Source organism: Actinophytocola sp. KF-1 (assembly GCF_054661535.1).
In genome coordinates, this window is sequence record NZ_BAAFVK010000017.1 from 1 (window position 1) to 15,580 (window position 15,580).

Annotated in this window: 16 protein-coding genes and 1 pseudogene; 7 read left to right on the forward strand and 10 right to left on the reverse strand. The window is 72.3% G+C overall.

The features are described from left to right. Window positions 1-352 precede the first annotated feature (352 nt). Window positions 353-1,843, reverse strand: coding sequence for an FAD-dependent oxidoreductase (locus ACYQ77_RS38800; protein WP_459721206.1), 1,491 nt, complete (start codon window positions 1,841-1,843; stop codon window positions 353-355). Window positions 1,844-2,006: 163 nt separating this feature from the next. Between ACYQ77_RS38800 and ACYQ77_RS38805 the strand changes: the two genes are divergently transcribed. The 5 genes from ACYQ77_RS38805 (at window position 2,007) to ACYQ77_RS38825 (ending at window position 5,577) form a co-directional block, all read left to right on the forward strand. Beyond that, window positions 2,007-2,630 (forward strand): response regulator transcription factor, encoded by a 624-nt coding sequence (locus ACYQ77_RS38805; RefSeq protein ID WP_459721209.1) that lies wholly within the window; start codon window positions 2,007-2,009, stop codon window positions 2,628-2,630. Window positions 2,631-2,754: 124 nt separating this feature from the next. Beyond that, window positions 2,755-3,132 (forward strand): ATP-binding protein, encoded by a 378-nt coding sequence (locus ACYQ77_RS38810; protein WP_459721211.1) that lies wholly within the window; start codon window positions 2,755-2,757, stop codon window positions 3,130-3,132. A 37-nt stretch (window positions 3,133-3,169) separates the two neighbouring features. Beyond that, entirely contained in the window at window positions 3,170-4,594 is a 1,425-nt protein-coding gene (locus ACYQ77_RS38815; RefSeq protein ID WP_459721213.1) for a PAS domain-containing sensor histidine kinase, read from the forward strand. Then, a complete protein-coding gene (locus ACYQ77_RS38820) occupies window positions 4,591-4,986 on the forward strand; it encodes a response regulator (RefSeq protein WP_459721216.1) in 396 nt (131 codons plus the stop codon). The genes ACYQ77_RS38815 and ACYQ77_RS38820 overlap by 4 nt, the downstream gene beginning before the upstream one ends. 198 nt (window positions 4,987-5,184) lie before the next feature. After that, window positions 5,185-5,577 (forward strand): STAS domain-containing protein, encoded by a 393-nt coding sequence (locus ACYQ77_RS38825; RefSeq protein ID WP_459721218.1) that lies wholly within the window; start codon window positions 5,185-5,187, stop codon window positions 5,575-5,577. Between the two features lie 54 nt (window positions 5,578-5,631). Here the strand turns inward: ACYQ77_RS38825 and ACYQ77_RS38830 are convergent, their stop codons facing one another. Further along, window positions 5,632-6,432, reverse strand: a complete 801-nt coding sequence (locus ACYQ77_RS38830) for a DUF2382 domain-containing protein (RefSeq protein WP_459721219.1) — start codon at window positions 6,430-6,432, stop codon at window positions 5,632-5,634. A 131-nt stretch (window positions 6,433-6,563) separates the two neighbouring features. Between ACYQ77_RS38830 and ACYQ77_RS38835 the strand changes: the two genes are divergently transcribed. Both ACYQ77_RS38835 and ACYQ77_RS38840 read left to right on the forward strand, forming a co-directional pair. Beyond that, the gene (locus ACYQ77_RS38835; protein WP_459721220.1) at window positions 6,564-7,220 is read left to right on the forward strand and encodes a HemK2/MTQ2 family protein methyltransferase; all 657 of its coding nucleotides are present in this window, start codon (window positions 6,564-6,566) and stop codon (window positions 7,218-7,220) included. Beyond that, the gene (locus ACYQ77_RS38840) at window positions 7,198-7,422 is read left to right on the forward strand and encodes a CDGSH iron-sulfur domain-containing protein (RefSeq protein WP_459721222.1); all 225 of its coding nucleotides are present in this window, start codon (window positions 7,198-7,200) and stop codon (window positions 7,420-7,422) included. The genes ACYQ77_RS38835 and ACYQ77_RS38840 overlap by 23 nt, the downstream gene beginning before the upstream one ends. A gap of 104 nt (window positions 7,423-7,526) precedes the next feature. Here the strand turns inward: ACYQ77_RS38840 and ACYQ77_RS38845 are convergent. The 8 genes and pseudogenes from ACYQ77_RS38845 to ACYQ77_RS38880 form a co-directional block, all read right to left on the reverse strand. Next, window positions 7,527-8,210, reverse strand: a pseudogene (locus ACYQ77_RS38845) (IS630 family transposase). A 42-nt stretch (window positions 8,211-8,252) separates the two neighbouring features. Further along, window positions 8,253-9,251 (reverse strand): iron-containing redox enzyme family protein, encoded by a 999-nt coding sequence (locus tag ACYQ77_RS38850; protein WP_459721223.1) that lies wholly within the window; start codon window positions 9,249-9,251, stop codon window positions 8,253-8,255. Further along, a complete protein-coding gene (locus ACYQ77_RS38855; RefSeq protein WP_459721225.1) occupies window positions 9,241-10,320 on the reverse strand; it encodes a carboxylate-amine ligase in 1,080 nt (359 codons plus the stop codon). The genes ACYQ77_RS38850 and ACYQ77_RS38855 overlap by 11 nt, the downstream gene beginning before the upstream one ends. Beyond that, window positions 10,317-11,291 carry a TIGR03557 family F420-dependent LLM class oxidoreductase gene (locus tag ACYQ77_RS38860; protein ID WP_459721226.1) on the reverse strand — a complete coding sequence of 325 codons (975 nt, stop codon included), beginning with the start codon at window positions 11,289-11,291 and terminating at the stop codon, window positions 10,317-10,319. The genes ACYQ77_RS38855 and ACYQ77_RS38860 overlap by 4 nt, the downstream gene beginning before the upstream one ends. Then, the gene (locus ACYQ77_RS38865) at window positions 11,288-11,707 is read right to left on the reverse strand and encodes a DUF6098 family protein (RefSeq protein WP_459721228.1); all 420 of its coding nucleotides are present in this window, start codon (window positions 11,705-11,707) and stop codon (window positions 11,288-11,290) included. Before ACYQ77_RS38865 ends, ACYQ77_RS38860 begins: the two co-directional genes overlap by 4 nt. 28 nt (window positions 11,708-11,735) lie before the next feature. Beyond that, on the reverse strand, window positions 11,736-12,944 hold the full coding sequence (locus tag ACYQ77_RS38870; protein ID WP_459721231.1) for a cytochrome P450: 1,209 nt from the start codon (window positions 12,942-12,944) through the stop codon (window positions 11,736-11,738). Window positions 12,945-12,946: 2 nt separating this feature from the next. After that, window positions 12,947-13,663 carry a thioesterase II family protein gene (locus ACYQ77_RS38875; protein ID WP_459721234.1) on the reverse strand — a complete coding sequence of 239 codons (717 nt, stop codon included), beginning with the start codon at window positions 13,661-13,663 and terminating at the stop codon, window positions 12,947-12,949. A 73-nt stretch (window positions 13,664-13,736) separates the two neighbouring features. Next, a complete protein-coding gene (locus ACYQ77_RS38880; RefSeq protein ID WP_459721237.1) occupies window positions 13,737-15,452 on the reverse strand; it encodes a non-ribosomal peptide synthetase in 1,716 nt (571 codons plus the stop codon). Window positions 15,453-15,580: the final 128 nt, after the last annotated feature.

A 15,580-nucleotide genomic window follows, 5' to 3' on the forward strand; every position in this document is an offset into this window, starting at 1 on the left:
AAAATCCTCGCCACCGGCTACCGCGGACGACTCGCCGAACTACCCAACCTCATCCGCATCATCACCACCCTCGAGTACTACCGCCTCGGCTGGTGACCCCACTTCTGAATAACGCTCGGAGACTCGCGGGTTCCGAACGGGAGACTCGCGGGTCCGGAGAGGGGGACTCGCGGGTTCTGGGAGGGAGACTCGCGGGGTCACGGGCCTGCTGGGCCCAGGGGGTCTGGTTCTGATGGGGGGCGTGGGTCCGGGCCCGGGGGGACCGGGGGCTGGGGTGGGTCGGTGGGGGTGGGGGTTGGGGTGGGGTCGCTGGGGTGTGGGAGGGGGCTCGGGTCGGGTGGGATGGGCTCGGTCATGGCGCTTCCTTTCCCTCGGTCGGGATGTTGCGCAGGGGGCGGACGGCGGGGCCCTGGACGACCTGGCCGTCCACGTCGAAACGGGAGCCGTGGCACGGGCAGTCCCACGTGCGTTCCGCGTTGTTGAACGCCACCAGGCAGCCCAGGTGCGTGCAGTGCGCGCCCACGGTGTGCAGCTCGCCGCCGTCGTCGCGGTACGCGGCGACCATCGACGTGCCGTGGCGGGTCACGACCGCCTCGCCCGGCGCCAGGTTCGACAGGCCCGGTTTCGTCAGCGCGCGCACGTGGTCGCCCGCCAGGAACTTCGCCACCGTCGCGTTGGCCGACACCAGCGAGCCCGCGGCACGCAGTGAGAACCGGTTCGGGTCGTACAGCTGCTCGTACTCGTTGCGGGTGCCCGCGACCAGGTCGCGCAACAGCAGGCCGGCCGCGGTGCCGCCGGTCATGCCCCACTGGCCGAACCCGGTCGCCACCCACAGGTGGGCCGCCCTCGGGTGGTACCTGCCCACGTACGGCACGCTGTCCAGAGTGGACATGTCATGCGCCGACCAGCGGTAGCGCACCTCCGCCAGGCCGACGTGCTCCCGCGCCCACGCCTCGAGCCGCGCGAACCGGGCCTCGACGTCGACGTGGTCACCGACCCGGTAGTGCTCGCCGCCCACGATCACCTGCGGACCGGACGGCGTCGGCACCGAACGCACGGAGTGGTGGGTCTGCTCGTCGAGGTACGTGCCGGTGACCTCGCGGTCCGCGGGACCGGCGACGACCAGGTCGCGTGTCGGCTCCAGCCGGGCGAAGAACAGGCCCCGGTCGAACACCGGGTAGTGGGTGGCCACCACGACGTCCTTCGCGCGCACGGCGCCGGCCGTGGTCCGCACGATCGACGGGTCGCCCTCGCGCAGGCCGGTGGCACGCACGCCCTCGATGATCCGGCCGCCCGCCGCCTCGGTCAGCTCGGCGAGCCCCAGCAGCCACTTGCGCGGGTGGAACTGCGCCTGCTCGCGGAACCGCACGGCGCCGACGGCGTCCAGCGGCGGGTCGATCTTCTCCACGAAGTCGGCGGGCAGCCTGGCGTCGACGGCGGCCGCGACCTCCTCGTGCAGGACGGGCAGGCGCGCCGGGTCGGTCGTGTGGACGTGGCTGTCGACCCGTTCGAGGTCGCACTCGATGCCGGTGCGCGCGGCCGTCGCGACCACCCAGTCGAGTGCCGCCAGCTGGCTGCGGCCGTACGCCGCGGCGGCGGACCCGATGCGGTGGTAGATCAGCTCGTGCTGCGCGGTGAGCTTGGCGGTCGTGTTGCCGGTGACCCCGCTCCCGATCTCCCGCGCCTCCAGCACCAGCACCGACCGGCCGGTCTCGGCGAGCAGGTACGCGGTCGTCATGCCGGCGATCCCGGCACCGAGCACCACGACGTCGGCGGTCGACGGCAGCGGGGCCTCCCTGCGAGCCGTGCCTTGCGTGGTGTCGAGCCACAGCGAGCGCGTCATGTCAGCGGAATAACCGGGCCGTCGGATGGCTAAACGGACACCCGGTGGGGTAGCCCGTCCGGGTACAGGGACACTGGGGCACCGACCGATCTCACCACGCGGGAGAACCTTGTCACCGGGAAAAGGTCCGGACGCGACGCCGCCGACGGACGAGAACCGAGCCGTGGCGCCGACCCGGGTGGTGCTCGTCGAGGACCACGACATGGTCGCCGAGGCGATGGCCCTCGCGATGGCACGCGCGGACGACATCGAGATCGTCGACCGTGCGCACTCGATCGCGACCGCCGTCGACGCCGTCCGCAGGCACGAGCCGGACGTCGTCCTGCTGGACCGCAGGCTGCCCGACGGCGACGCGATCGACTCGATCGGCACGCTGAGCAGGTTCGGCGCCCGCGTGCTGGTGCTGACCGGCGAGGCGACCGCCACGGTGGCGGCCAGGGTCGCCGAGGCGGGCGGGTCCGGCCTGGTGCTGAAGTCGGCCGGGCTCGACGAGCTGGAGGACGCCGTCCGGCGGGTGGCCGACGGCGAGGCGGTGTTCGGCGCCGAGTTCCTCGCCGGCGTGCTGAACCGGCTGACCGGCCGCACCCCGAGCGCGACGCTCACCACCCGGGAGCGGCAGGCCCTGCACCTGCTCGCGGACGGCGCCAGCACGGCGGAGGTCGCCGCCAGCATGGGCGTCGCCCTCAACACGGCACGCAACCACGTCCAGCGCGTGCTGGAGAAGCTGGGCGCCCGCTCCAAGCTGGAGGCGGTCGCCATCGCGCGCCGGGAAGGCATGCTCGACTGACCGGGCGGCCCGGTGCGCACGCCGACGGCTGGTGCATCTGCACCAGATCGTCCTCGGCATCCGCATCTCGTCCCGGACGGGGTGGCTGACGGAGGGTGGTTGGGTGGAGACACGTGCACCGGCGGTGGCAGAGCTCAGGCTCGCGGAGCGGGATACCAGCGCGGCGCTCGCGCGCCAGTTCACCCGGTCGACGCTGGCCGCGTGGCGCAGCCGCTGCTCGCACGACGACTTCGTGCTGGTGGTCTCCGAGCTGGTGACCAACGCGCTCCTGCACGGGCACGGCACGCCCGTGGTCCGGCTCGTCGACGGCGGTGACCGGGTCCGGGCCGAGGTGTGCGACGACAGTCCCCTCCTCCCCGTGTCGCACCGGGTCACGCCGACCACCGGGCTCGGGTTGCGGGTGGTCGAGCAGATCTCCTCCGCCTGGGGGGCGTCCCGTCGCGGCCGCGGGAAGGTGGTGTGGTGTGAGCTGGCCACACCCCCGGACGGCGACCTGGCCTGACGAGCGGGACCGCGAGCGCGTAGGGCACAGTTGGACCATGCATCCCGATGACGGGTATCGGCTGCTCGTGCACAACATCCGGGACTACGCGATCTTCATGCTCGACCCGGACGGTCACATCGTCACCTGGAACCTGGGCGCTGAGCGGATCAAGGGCTACCGGGAAGCGGAGATCCTCGGCAAGCACTTCTCCGTCCTCTACCCGCATGCGGACGTCGCCGCGGACAAACCCGGCCAGGAGCTCCGCGACGCCGTGCGAGCGGGCCGTCTCGAGGACGAGGGGTGGCGGCGCCGCAAGGACGGCACCCTCTTCTGGGCCAACGTCATCATCACGCCGCTGTTCGACGACACCGGGGAGCTGCGCGGCTTCGGCAAGGTCACCCGCGACATGACCGAGCGCCGCAACACCGAGCAGGCGTTGCGGGAGAGCGAGGAACGGTTCCGCCTGCTGGTGCAGGGCGTCCGCGACTACGGCATCTTCATGCTCGACCCGGCGGGCCACATCATCAGCTGGAACGTGGGCGCGGAGCGGATCAACGGGTACGCCGAACAGGAGATCCTCGGCAAGCACTTCTCCGTGTTCTACCCGCCGGAGGACATCGCGGACGGCAAGCCCGAGCGCGAGCTCCGCGACGCCATCGCCGACGGCAGGCTGGAGGACGAGGGCTGGCGGCTCCGCAAGGACGGCAGCCGCTTCTGGGCGAACGTCATCATCACGCCGCTGTTCGACGAGACCGGGAAACTGCGCGGCTTCGGCAAGGTCACCCGCGACATGACCGAGCGCCGCACCAGCGAGCAGGCGCTCGCGGAACGCAGGCGGCTGCTCGGCCACCTCGTCGAGGCGCAGGAGCTGGAACGGCGCCGCATCGCGTGGGACGTGCACGACGACTCGATCCAGGCGATGGTGGCCGTCGGCATGCGGTTGCAGCTGCTCGCGGGCCGCCTGCCCGACGAGGAGCGTGCCACGGTCGCGCAGCTGGAGGAGTCGGTGCGGGCGTCGATCAGCAGGCTGCGCAACCTGGTGGTGCACCTGCGGCCGACGGCCATCGACGAGCACGGCCTGCTGCCCGCGCTGTCGGGTTACCTGCGCGACGTGGTCGCCACCTGGGGGATCACCGCCGAGCTGACGGGTGACCTGGACGAGGAGCCGCCGACGCCGACCGCGGTCACGATCTTCCGCATCTGCCAGGAGGCGCTCGCGAACGTGCGCAAGCACGCGGGCGCCACCCGGGTCGACATCCGGCTGACCAGCACGGACGGCGGCACGCTGGCGGAGGTCCACGACAACGGCAACGGCTTCCCCGAGCAGGTCAACGCCAACCGGAAGCGGAACTTCGGGCTGATCGAGATGCGGGAGCGCGCCGAGACCGCCGGTGGCTGGTGGTCGGTGACGAGTTCACCCGAAGAGGGGACGACGGTCCGGTTCTGGCTGCCCGGCCCACCCAGGGGAGGCGGCTCGTGACGCACCGCGACCAGGAACCGGTGCGGGTCCTCGTCGCGGACGACGACCCGATGATCCGCCTCGCGTTGTCCGAGGTGCTGGCGGCGGAGGCAGGCCTGCAGGTGGTGGCGGTCGCCGAGGACGCGGTCCAGGCCATCGCACTCGCCGAGGTGCACGACCCGGACGTCGCGGTGCTGGACGTGCGGATGCCCGGTGGCGGTGGCGCCCACGCCGCGCGGGAGATCCGCGCCCGCTCACCGCGCACGCAGCTGCTCGCGTTCTCCGCCTACGACGATTCCGGCACGGTCGACGAGTTGCTGCGGCTCGGCGTGCGGGAATACCTCATCAAGGGCGTCACGAACGCCGAGATCGTGGCGGCCGTGCGCCGCGCGGGGGCCGCTGTCCAGGCATGACGGGGGCCCGGTGGACACGTCGGCGGCCTCGTGCGATGCTGGGCTGAGGTTGAGCAAACAGCCAGGTATTCGAGAGACGCTGTACAGCGGGACCTCTGCCATGGCGGCAGGCGGCACGCCAGCCGCACCACCAGCGGATACGCGGTGGTGGTGGGCTCTACTTCAGGCGCTCACGGTCAACCGATCCGGGGAGATCCGATGAGCAACAACGCAACTCCGCCGGCCACGAGCCGGGAAACCGTCCACCAGCACCTCACGGTGCGGCAGATCCGCGAGCGGGACGACCTCGAGCGGGTCCGCCCGATCGGCGAGGTCGACCTGTGCACGGCCGCCGTCCTGCGGGAGGCGCTCGCCGACACCGAACGACGCCAGGTGCAGAACGTGCTGGTGGACCTCTCGGACGTGCGGTTCCTCGCCCTGGTGGGCGTGCAGGTCCTGCGGGCCGCGGGCGACCGCAGCGCCGCCCAGCACCGCAGGCTGGTGCTGGCCGCGCCGACGCAGCCCGTCCAGCGGGTGCTCAGCCTCACCGACGTCACCGGTGAACTGGAGATCTACGTGTCACTGCCGAGCGCGCGGTCCGCGCTCTCCTGAGCCACGAACGTCGAAGCCGGGGCCCCGCGCGCGGGGCCCCGGTTCCGTGCGCGGTCAGCGCCGGCCGTCCTCGAGGTCGATCTGTTCCTTGCGGACGGTCCCGGACACCGTCTCGGTGCCGGTGACCTCGTCCTTGGCGAGCCGGACCCGTTCCACCGGCACGGTTTCCTTGTCCACCACCGGTTTCTCGGCGTGCAGCGTCACCTCGTGCTCCGCTTCGGTGATGTCCTCGCCACGCATCGCGTCGCCGCGGTTCGCCGCCGTGATCGGCTCGCGTTCCAGCCGGACCTCCTCGTGCGTCACCGGGACCCGCACCTGCTGCTCCTCGGTGACGACGTGCTTGACCAGCCGGACCTTCCCGGTCTCCACCCGTTCGGTGCCGACCTTCATGCGTTCCTCCGAACGCGTCATCGCGTCGTCGCGGGTGGAACGCGGCGCGCCGCGGTTGTCGCGGCCCCGGCCGGGGTACTCGCCCGGTTGCATGCTCGACCCCGGGCGCCGCTGCGACGACTGCCCGGGCTTGCCGCCCTGCGGTCCGAACCCGTAGTGGCGGTACAGCGCGGCCTGCTCCTCGTCGGTCATGTGGTCGTGCGTCGCCTCGATCCTCGGCGAGTCCTTCACCTGCTCCTTGTCCACGGGGACCCGCAGCTGGTCGTCGCGCAGTTCCGCGCGCTGCAGCGGAACGAACGACTCCTTCAGCCCGAAGAGCCCGGTGTGCACGGACGCCCACACCGGGTCACCCGTGCTCCCGTCCAGCCAGACCCGTTTGACGGCGCCGATCTTCTCCCCCCTCGGGTCGACGACCTGGCAGTCGTACAGCCGGTTGACCATGTCCTGACCGATCACTGTGCTCACCCTCCATTCTCGACGGTCGAAACCTGTGGGTCGGGCTTTGCCCGGCGCGGTAACGGGTATGCGTGGGTGATCGCCTTGTCACCCGGACGAGCGACAGGGTTTGACCGGGTCAGGGGGAGGCATCCTGACGCATGTCACTGACTCGCCTACCCGGGGTGTACCGACCCCAGCACGACACGTGGCTGCTCGCCGACGCGCTGGCCGAGGCCGGGATCCCCCCGGGCGCCTCGGTGCTGGACGTCGGCTGCGGCACCGGCGCGCTGTCGATCGCGGCGGCACGCACACGACCACGCTCGATCACAGCCGTGGACGTGTCACGAAGAGCCGTGTTGGCCGCCCGCGTCAACACCGCGCTGCACGGCGTCCGCGCCCACGTGACGCGTGGTGACGCGTTCGAGCGGGTCGCAGGCCGCACGTTCGACCTGGTCCTCGCCAACCCGCCGTACGTGCCGGGCAAGTGCGAGCCGCCCCGCGGCAGGCACCGCGCGTGGGACGCCGGAGTGGACGGTCGCGAGGTGCTGGACCGCCTGTGCGCCAACGCTCCCCTGCTCCTCGCCCCCGGCGGCACCCTGCTGGTGGTCCACTCCGGACTGTGCGACGAGGAGCGGACGCTGCACCAGCTGCGCGGCGGCGGGCTGAAGGCACAGGTGGTCGTCCGCGCGGACGTCCCGTTCGGCCCCGTCATGCGCGGGCGGCAACGGGAACTGCTGGCGCTCGGGCTCATCGAACCCGGCCAGCGCAGCGAGGAACTGGTGGTGATCCGCGGTGACCAGCCCGCGAACGCCTAGGGTCCGGGTCGTGCCGGACGGCCCGCTGCTGGTCGACGGCCCGGTCGAACTGGTCACCGACGACGGCGAGACCGTCACCTCGGACCGGTTCGTGGTGGCGGTGTGCACGTGCCGCCGCAGCAAGCGCTACCCGCTGTGCGACACGAGCCACCGCAAACGCGTGCGCGTTGACCAGGGTCAGGGCCTGGTCGCGGGCGGCTGACCTGACCGACGCGCAGCGGGCGGTGCTGGCGCCGCTGTTGCTTGTGGGGCGTATGCCGGGTCGTCCGCCGAAGTGGACCGACATCCGGCTACGCCACACACGGCCTAGTGTCCTGAGTCGTTAATTCGTTGGCAGTAGGCGGCGAGTGACTCGAGGATCTGATCGGCGGTGCGGGTCCAGACGTAGGGCTTGGGGTTGGTGTTCCACTGCTCGATCCAGCCGCGGATGTCTTTCTCGAGTGCGGTGACCGAGCGGTGGACTCCTCTGCGCAGCAGTTCGCGGGCGGACCCAGGTAGAGACCGACCACGTCGCGGACCTTGTCCACGAACATCGGGTCTTTGCTGATCTTGAACGTGTCCACCCGATGCGGTTTGAGCCCGAACGCTCGCCAGATCCGCGATACCGCCGACTGCGACATGCCGATCTGGGACGCCAGCGACCTGGTCGACCAGTGCGTCGCGTTCGCGGGCTTGGTCTCCAAGGGGGTCACCACGACCTGCTCGACCTGAGCATCGCTGATCGTGCGCGGCCGCCCCGGCCGGGGCTCGTCAGACAACCCATCCAGCCGATCACGCAGAAACCGCGCCCGCCACGTACCCACCGTATGACGAGACAGGTTCAACCGCTGCGCCACAACGGTGTTCGACTCATCGGACTCGGCACACGCCAGCACGATCCGCGCTCGAAGCGCCAGCCGCCTGCGCGGTCGTCCGGCGACGCGTCCACCCTTCCAGGACCCGGCGCTCTTCCTCGGACAACACCAGCGGCACCAGCTTCGGATTCGGCACCAGCACAATCTAGTGCTGGTGCCGAATTAACGACTCAGGACACTACAGGGGCTTCGCCAGTGAGGTGCGGCCCGCGCGCCACGCGCCGAGCACGTGGTCGCCGAAGCGGGACTCGAGGAACTCCGTGGCCTGGACGCCGAACACCACGTCGGCGGCCAGGCCCGGTTCGCGGTCCAGGAGGTCGCCGACGACGTCGTGGCGCAGCACCTGCTCGTGCACCGCGTCGGCTTCCACGTGCTCGGCGAAGAAGTGGGTGACGTCCGTGCCGCCGCCGAGGCGTTCGATGGCCTTCACCATGCGTGCCGCGCTGGGGGCGGTGGTGATCTCGGCGGCCGCGAAGTGGCCGACCATCGCGGCGCGCAGCCGCCGGTGCAGGCCGAACAGCGACATCATGTTGACCACGGCGATGACCGGCGCGGGCACGTCGTCGAAGTAGTGCAGGTAGCCCGCGTCCAGGTCGGTCGCGGTCATCAGGTCCCGGTACAGCTGGGCGTGCACGCGCTCGGCCCGGCCGCCGCCGAACTCGTCGAACTCGACCGCCACCAGCGCGGCCTTCGCCCGGCCGGACAGGCGCGGGATCACCAGCGCGTGCGGGTCGGCCTCCTTGTGGTGGTAGATCGACCGGTGCACGACGTACTCGCGGAACTGCCACCACTCGCCATCGTCGCGCAGGAAGTGCGACACGCCCGCGCCCGGGACCGGTTCGACCAGCAGCTCGTCCAGCACGGCCCCGACGTCGTCGCCACCGGGAACCGCCGCGCGCAGGGCCGACTCGAACACCCGCTCCAGCTCACGGCGGAACGCGAGCAGCGACGGCGACCACTCCCAGTCCGGGTCCACGTCGCGGAACCCCTGGTAGTGCAGCTCGTAGCAGGTGTGCAGCGCGACCGCGAGGTCCGCGCCGAACGGGTCGGCCCCGGACACGTCCACGGACGGCAGGTCGCGCGGCGCCGACGCCAGCGCCGACACCACCGCCGCGGACAGCGGTCCGCGCGGTTCGGGCAGCACCGGGGAAAGCACCGGGCGCACCTCAGTCCTCATAGGACACTCCAATCGCCAGCAGCCGCACCACGTCGAATGGCTCCCCGACCGCGCGCTGGCGCTCCGCGCCGGTGCCCCGCCGCAGCACGCCCGCGAACAGCTCCCGCGCCGCGGCCAGGTCGCCGACCTCGGCGAGCGCTGGTGCGACCCGGACGATCAGCTCGTCGAGCAGCTCGGTGGCGGGTACCCGGCAGGCCCGCACGGGATGCACGCCCGGGCCACCCAATCCGTACCGTGCGGCGGACCACACACCCGCGGCCAGCACCTGGTCGTCGAGCGGCGGCGCCTCCCGGCCGAGCGAGAGGTCGTTGAGCGCGGTCTCCACCAGCGCGCGTGACAGCGTCGCCTGCAGCAACGCACCCGACACGTCCACGGCGGTGTCGGCGACCCGCAGCTCGACCGTCGGCCACGTCGGGGACGGGCGGACCAGCCAGAACGACTGGGACTCGTCCACGAGCACCCCGCTGTCGACCAGCCGGGCCACCCGCTCGTCGTACTCGTGCGCGTCGCGGAACCACGGCGGCACGCCCGCGCCGGGGAACCGGGACTGCTGGACGATCCGCCAGCTCGCGTACCCGGTGTCCCGGCCGTCGTGGTACGGCGAGTTCACCGCCAGCGCCAGCAGCGTGGGCAGCCACGGCCGCAGGTGATTGCCCACCGCGACCGCGGTCTCCCGGTCGAGCACACCGACGTGCACGTGGCAGCCGCATGCCTGGTAATCCCGCACGACCTCGGCGTACCGGCCCGCGATCTCGGCGAACCGGGGCGCGTCCACCGGCTCGGCGGACCCGCCGAGCGGGGACGTGCCGCTCGGCAGGAGCCACACCCCGCAGCTGCTGGCCGCCGCGGCGAGCCGTGCCCGGCCCGCCATCAGCTCGTGCTCCAGCTCGTCGAGCGTGGCGCACGGCACCGTCGCGGCCTCCACCTGCGTCTGCGACAGCTCCGGGTGCACGGCCCCGGGCGCGGGTTCCTCCCACGCGGCCTTCAGCACTTCCGTGGCAGCAGGAACCGGCCGGCCCGTCTCCGGGTCGGCCAGCAGGAACTCCTCCTCGACACCGAACGTGCTCACAGCCGCGGGGCTACCTCCTCGCGCCAGAACCGGAAGAACTCGTCCTGCCCCGGCCCTATCTGGGCCACGTACACCTCGTCGAAACCGGCGTCCGCGAACGACCTGACCTGCTCCAGGTACAGCTCGGGATCCGGTCCCGTCGGCAGCGACAGCATGTCACGCGTGACAAGCGTGCTGGCCTGTTCGAAGTGCTTCGGTTGCGGAAGCACCTGCGCCAGCTCGCCAGGCAGCCCCTCGTTGGGCCAGATGCGGTACGCCGTGTCGAGCCCTTCCTCGACGGTCGGGGCGTGGCAGACCTTGAACCCGCCCTGCGCGGGGCCCTTGCCACCGGCCTCGCGGTAGGCCTTCACCAGGTCGGCGTCCGGCATGACGCACACGAAGCCGTCCCCGATCCGGCCTGCGAGCTCGACCGCCTTCGGTCCGAAGGCGGAGACGTAGATCGGCACCGGTTCGTCCGGCAGCGTGTAGATCCGGGCGTTCTCGACCGTGTAGTACTCGCCGCGGTGGCTGCGGCTGCCGCCCTCGTGCAGTAGCCGGATCACCTCGACGGCCTCCTCCAGCATCGCCAGCCGCACGTCCGCGCTCGGCCACGGGTCGCCGAGGATGTGCTCGTTGAGCGCCTCGCCGGACCCCACGCCGAGCACGAACCGGCCGTCCAGCTGCACCGCCGCCGTCGCCGCGGCCTGCGCGAGCACCGCGGGGTGGATGCGGCCGGACGGGCAGGTCACGGCGGTGGTCACGGGCAGGTCGACGGCCTCGGACAGCGCCCCGATGACCGACCAGACGAACGCGCTCTGGCCCTGCTCGTCGTTCCACGGGTGGTAGTGGTCGGAGATCCACAACCGCTCGAACCCGGAGTCGGCCGCCAGCTTCGCCTGCCGCACGAGTTCCTTGGGCCCGAACTCCTCGCAGGACAGGAAGTACCCCATGCTCACCATGCGGCGCGGGTACCCGCCGACGTGCCTGGTCAACCCGAGTGCGTCGACCGGCCGGCGTCGAGCTGCTCCTCGTAGTGCCTGCGCGCGGCCGCGAGCAGCTCGTCGGACAGCCAGGCGATGGGGTGGACGTCGGTGAGCAGCGGCTCGTTGTCCGGGCCGAAGTCGATCACCCGGCCGGTCAGCACCCAGGGCCGCGCGCCCTCGTCGAGCTCGCGCAGGTACTGGCAGACGCGGCGGGCCACCCAGTCCACCGCAGGCCGGGTCCACCACTTCGGCGGCAGCAGCGGGTTCGCCGAGACACCCGACATGAGCAGCCCGCTCTCGTGGTCCTTGCTGGGGTGGGCGGCGTCGGACTCCGGCCCCGGCGAGTACCGCAGGTAGACGGCCTCGCCGTGGTCGATCAGCAAGGTCAGCTCGTCGAGCCGGTCGAGGGTGGGCATGTCGGTCATGCCCGGGAGTGCCCGGTTCCGGACGGGGTTATGCGGGCCCGCCCCGGCCGGGCACCAGACGCACGGGCAGGGTCCGCAGCCCCCACGTGAAGTTCGACGAGTTGTACCTCGGCTCGCCGGTCAGCTCGATGCGGTCGACCTGGGCGACCAGCTCGGTGAGGAACGTCGCCAGCTCGAGGCGCGCCACGCGGGCGCCGACGCAGAAGTGCCTGCCCGCGCCGAACGTCACGTGCTTGTTGGCGCCGCGGTCGGGCCGGAAGCGGTCCGGGTCGAAGAACACCGTCTCGTCCCGGTTGGCCGAGCAGTTCCAGATCGTCACCCGGTCACCGGCCCCGATCGGGACGCCGCCGATCTCGGTCGGCCGGGTGACGGTGCGCAGCGCGTGCACGCCGGGGCACGTCCACCGCAGCACCTCCTCGACCGCCGACGCGATGCCCGACGGGCCCGCGGTGCGCAGCCAGTGCCAGTGCACGGGGTCGCGGACCAGCTCCAGCACCGCCCCCGCCATGGCGTACCGGGTCGTCTCGTTCGCACCGGCGAGGACGCCGTTGCAGTTGACGATGACCTCCTCGTCGGTCAGCTCCCGGCCCTCCGCGCCACCGCGTTCCTTCTGCCGCGCCTGCGCGATCATGCTGATGAAGTCGTCGCCGGGGTTCTCGCGCCGTTCCATCAGCAGCTCGGTGAACAGCAGGAACAGTTCGCCGTACGCGGCGACGCGGTCGAAGTCGGCCGGTGCGTCGAAGGCCTCGGTGGTGGTGTCGCCGACCCATTCCCAGTGCTCGCGCGGCAACCCCATCAGCTCGCACACCACGTGGTTGGGGATCTTCTTGGCCACCGCGAGGAAGTCCACCTCGCCCTGCGCGACGGCGTCGGCCACGACGGTCCGCACCACCCGCGCCACGACCGCCTCGATGCGCGGCATGGCCGACCGGCCGAACGCGCGCCCGACCACCTGCCGCAGCCGGGTGTGGTCGGGCGGGTCGGTGACGATCAGCATCCGCCCGGCGACCGCGTCGACCGCCTCCGGGTCGCTGTCGAGCCGCATCCCCCGCTGCGAGCTGAACAGGTCGTCGTCGCCGTACACGTGCACGACGTCGACGTGCCGCGTCAGCACCCAGAAGCCGGGGCCGTCCGGTTCTTCGTGCCAGTACACGGGTTCGTTGGCGCGCAGCCACGCGAACACCTCGCCGAACTCGTTCCGCTCGAACAGCCCCGGATCCGTCAGGTCGATCCGCACCCTCACACCCCTTGCCGCGCCGTGGCCAGCACCGCGCGGGCCGCGGCGGCGACCTCCGGTGCCGTCAGGCAGAAGTCGTGCCCGCCGGTGAACTGTCGCGTGTGGAACGTCCGGCCCGCGTACGCCGCCCACCCGCCGACGTGCTCGGCGGTGACGACCTCGTCGGCCGTGCCACCCCACGCGTGCAGCGGGCACGGCACCGGCGCGCCCGCCGGGTCGGTGTAGGTCGCGGACAGCTCGGCGTCCTGCCGCAGGATCTCCAGTACCAGCTCACGCAGGTCGTCGTCGAGTTCCTTGTCCGCCACCAGGTCCGCGGCGGTCGCGAACCCGTCGGCCGCGCCGAGGCTGCCCGCCGCGCGCCCGCTCAGGTGGGGTGGCTTGCACGCCGCGACCACGAGCGCGTCCGGCGGGCGTGGCAGCGCCCTGGCCACCTCGTAGCCGAGCAGCCCGCCGAGGCTGTGCCCGAACAGGACCACCGGCAGCGCCGGCGGCACGGTGGCGCTGAGCGCGGCGACGATCTCCGCGACCGCCTCGGCGAAGGTCGCCGGGAACTCGTCGGCGAACCGGTTCTCCCGGCCGGGCAGCTGCACGCCGACCACGGACACGTCGTCGCGGCCCTCCTGCCACGACCGGAACGCCCCGCACCCGGAACCGGCCTGCGGCAGGCACACGAGCACCGGCCGCTCCCCCACCGGCGCGAACGGCACCAGCCAACTCACGACCGCTCCTCGCAGGCTCCGAGCGGCCGCTCGCGGTCGCCCTGCGTTGTCTGGTTCGCTCCGCAAGCTCCGCTCACGACTCGGCCATCTGGTCGAGCTTCTTCGCCAGCTCGGCGGGCGTCGGATGCGCGAGGAGGTCCTTGATGGACAGCCGCAGCCCGGTCGCCTTGCGCAGCGCCACGACCGCCCTTGACGCCAGCAGCGAGTGCCCGCCGGAGGTGAAGAAGTTCGCGTCCACGTCGTACACCGGGCGGGGCAGCACGCTGCTCCACACCTCGCAGACCTGGCGTTCCCGTTCGGTGGCCGGCGGCCTGCCGCCCGACACCGCCTGTTCCTCGGCGGCCCGTTCGGCGAGCGCGGCCCGGTCGGCCTTGCCGTGCGCGGTGACCGGCAGTTCGGCCGCGGCCGTCACCACGGACGGCACCATGTAGTCCGGCAGCAGGTGCCTGCAGCGCCCGCTCGCCGCCGCCACCGCGGCCGCCGCGTCGACGTCCTGTTCCGGCACCACGGCGAGCCCGAGCGCGTCGCCGGTGGTCAGCACGAACGCGGCGGCGGCACGGACCTCGTCGGCGGCGACGGCGGTGCGCTCCACCTCGCCCAGCTCCACGCGGAACCCGCGGACCTTGACCTGGTCGTCGAACCGGCCGAGGAACTCCAGCTGCCCGTCGGCACGCAGCCGCACCCGGTCACCCGTGCGGTACATCCGCCCGTCGCCGGACGGGTCGGGCACGAACCGCTCCCGGGTGAGGTCCGGCAGGTTGCGGTAGCCGTTGGCGACCGCGGGGCCGCCGACGCACAGTTCGCCGTCCCCGCCGGGCGGCACGGGCGCGCCGTCGGCGTCGAGCACGTGGACCCGGTAGCCGGGCATGGCGCGGCCGATCGTGAGCACGTCGTCGCCGTCGGCGCTGTCGGCCCACGTCGCCGCGATCGTGGTCTCGGTGGGGCCGTACACGTTCAGCACGCGCCTGCCCCGGAGCCTGCGCACCAGCGACGGGGTCGCGGCCTCGCCCGACACGACGAACACGTCCACGGACGGCATGTCACCGGGGCACGCGGCGTAGAGCGACGGGCTCATGCAGACGGTCCTCGGCGCGACCGCGTCGAGAGCGCTCGCGAGGTCGGTGTGCTCGGTGTCCACGACGGCCACGCCCTGACCGTGCAGCAGGTAGAGCAGCGTGCACCAGAACCAGCCGTCGAACGCGGGCGACAGCGGGTTGAACCCGACCCCGCCGGGGGTGAGGCCGAGCGTGGCGATCGCGGCGAGGAACACCCCGAGCGCCTCGTAGCCGACCTCGACGCCCTTCGGCCTGCCGGTGGTGCCGGACGTGTAGACGAGGTAGGCGAGGTCGCCGGGCGCCGGGGTGTGCGCGGGCGGCGGCGCCGTCGTGGCGGTCGTGTCGACGACGGGAACCGTGGTGGCGAAGGGAAGTCCGCCCAGCAGCAGCTCGACCCCGGCGTCCGCCAGGATGAACGCGAGCCGGTCGGCGGGGTGGCGGTCGTCGAGGGGCACCGCGGTGGCGCCGGTGTGCCACACGGCGAGCAACGCGGGCACGGTCATCTTCGACCGTCCGAAGCCGAGTCCGACCGGGACACCGGGTCCGGCGCCCGCCGCGTGCAGGGCGGCGGCGAGGTCGCCGACCGCCGCCCGGAGTTCCGCGAAGGTCAGCACCCCGTCCGGTGCGGTGACCGCGGTCGCCGTCGGCAGCTGCGCCGCCCACCGGTCCACGGCGTCGAGAACGAGTCCGGCGCCGGTTCTTGCGGCCACGCCAGGTCGCGCGGTGATCGTCATCGGCTCTCCATCCCAGATCGGATCCGGCGGGATTGTAGGCGGAGATCCACGGCAAAAAGTCAACCAGAGCGTGACGAAACCTCGGTGCGAGCCCGGCGCGATGCCGGGACCAGCGACGACGAGGGACG

Bases quoted from the DNA above. Each gene is read 5' to 3' on its own strand.
- ACYQ77_RS38800 (WP_459721206.1), bottom strand. From the start codon at position 1,843: ATGACGCGCTCGCTGTGGCTCGACACCACGCAAGGCACGGCTCGCAGG.
- ACYQ77_RS38815 (WP_459721213.1), top strand. From the start codon at position 3,170: ATGCATCCCGATGACGGGTATCGGCTGCTCGTGCACAACATCCGGGAC.
- ACYQ77_RS38825 (WP_459721218.1), top strand. From the start codon at position 5,185: ATGAGCAACAACGCAACTCCGCCGGCCACGAGCCGGGAAACCGTCCAC.
- ACYQ77_RS38835 (WP_459721220.1), top strand. From the start codon at position 6,564: ATGTCACTGACTCGCCTACCCGGGGTGTACCGACCCCAGCACGACACG.
- ACYQ77_RS38850 (WP_459721223.1), bottom strand. From the start codon at position 9,251: ATGAGGACTGAGGTGCGCCCGGTGCTTTCCCCGGTGCTGCCCGAACCG.
- ACYQ77_RS38865 (WP_459721228.1), bottom strand. From the start codon at position 11,707: ATGACCGACATGCCCACCCTCGACCGGCTCGACGAGCTGACCTTGCTG.
- ACYQ77_RS38880 (WP_459721237.1), bottom strand. From the start codon at position 15,452: ATGACGATCACCGCGCGACCTGGCGTGGCCGCAAGAACCGGCGCCGGA.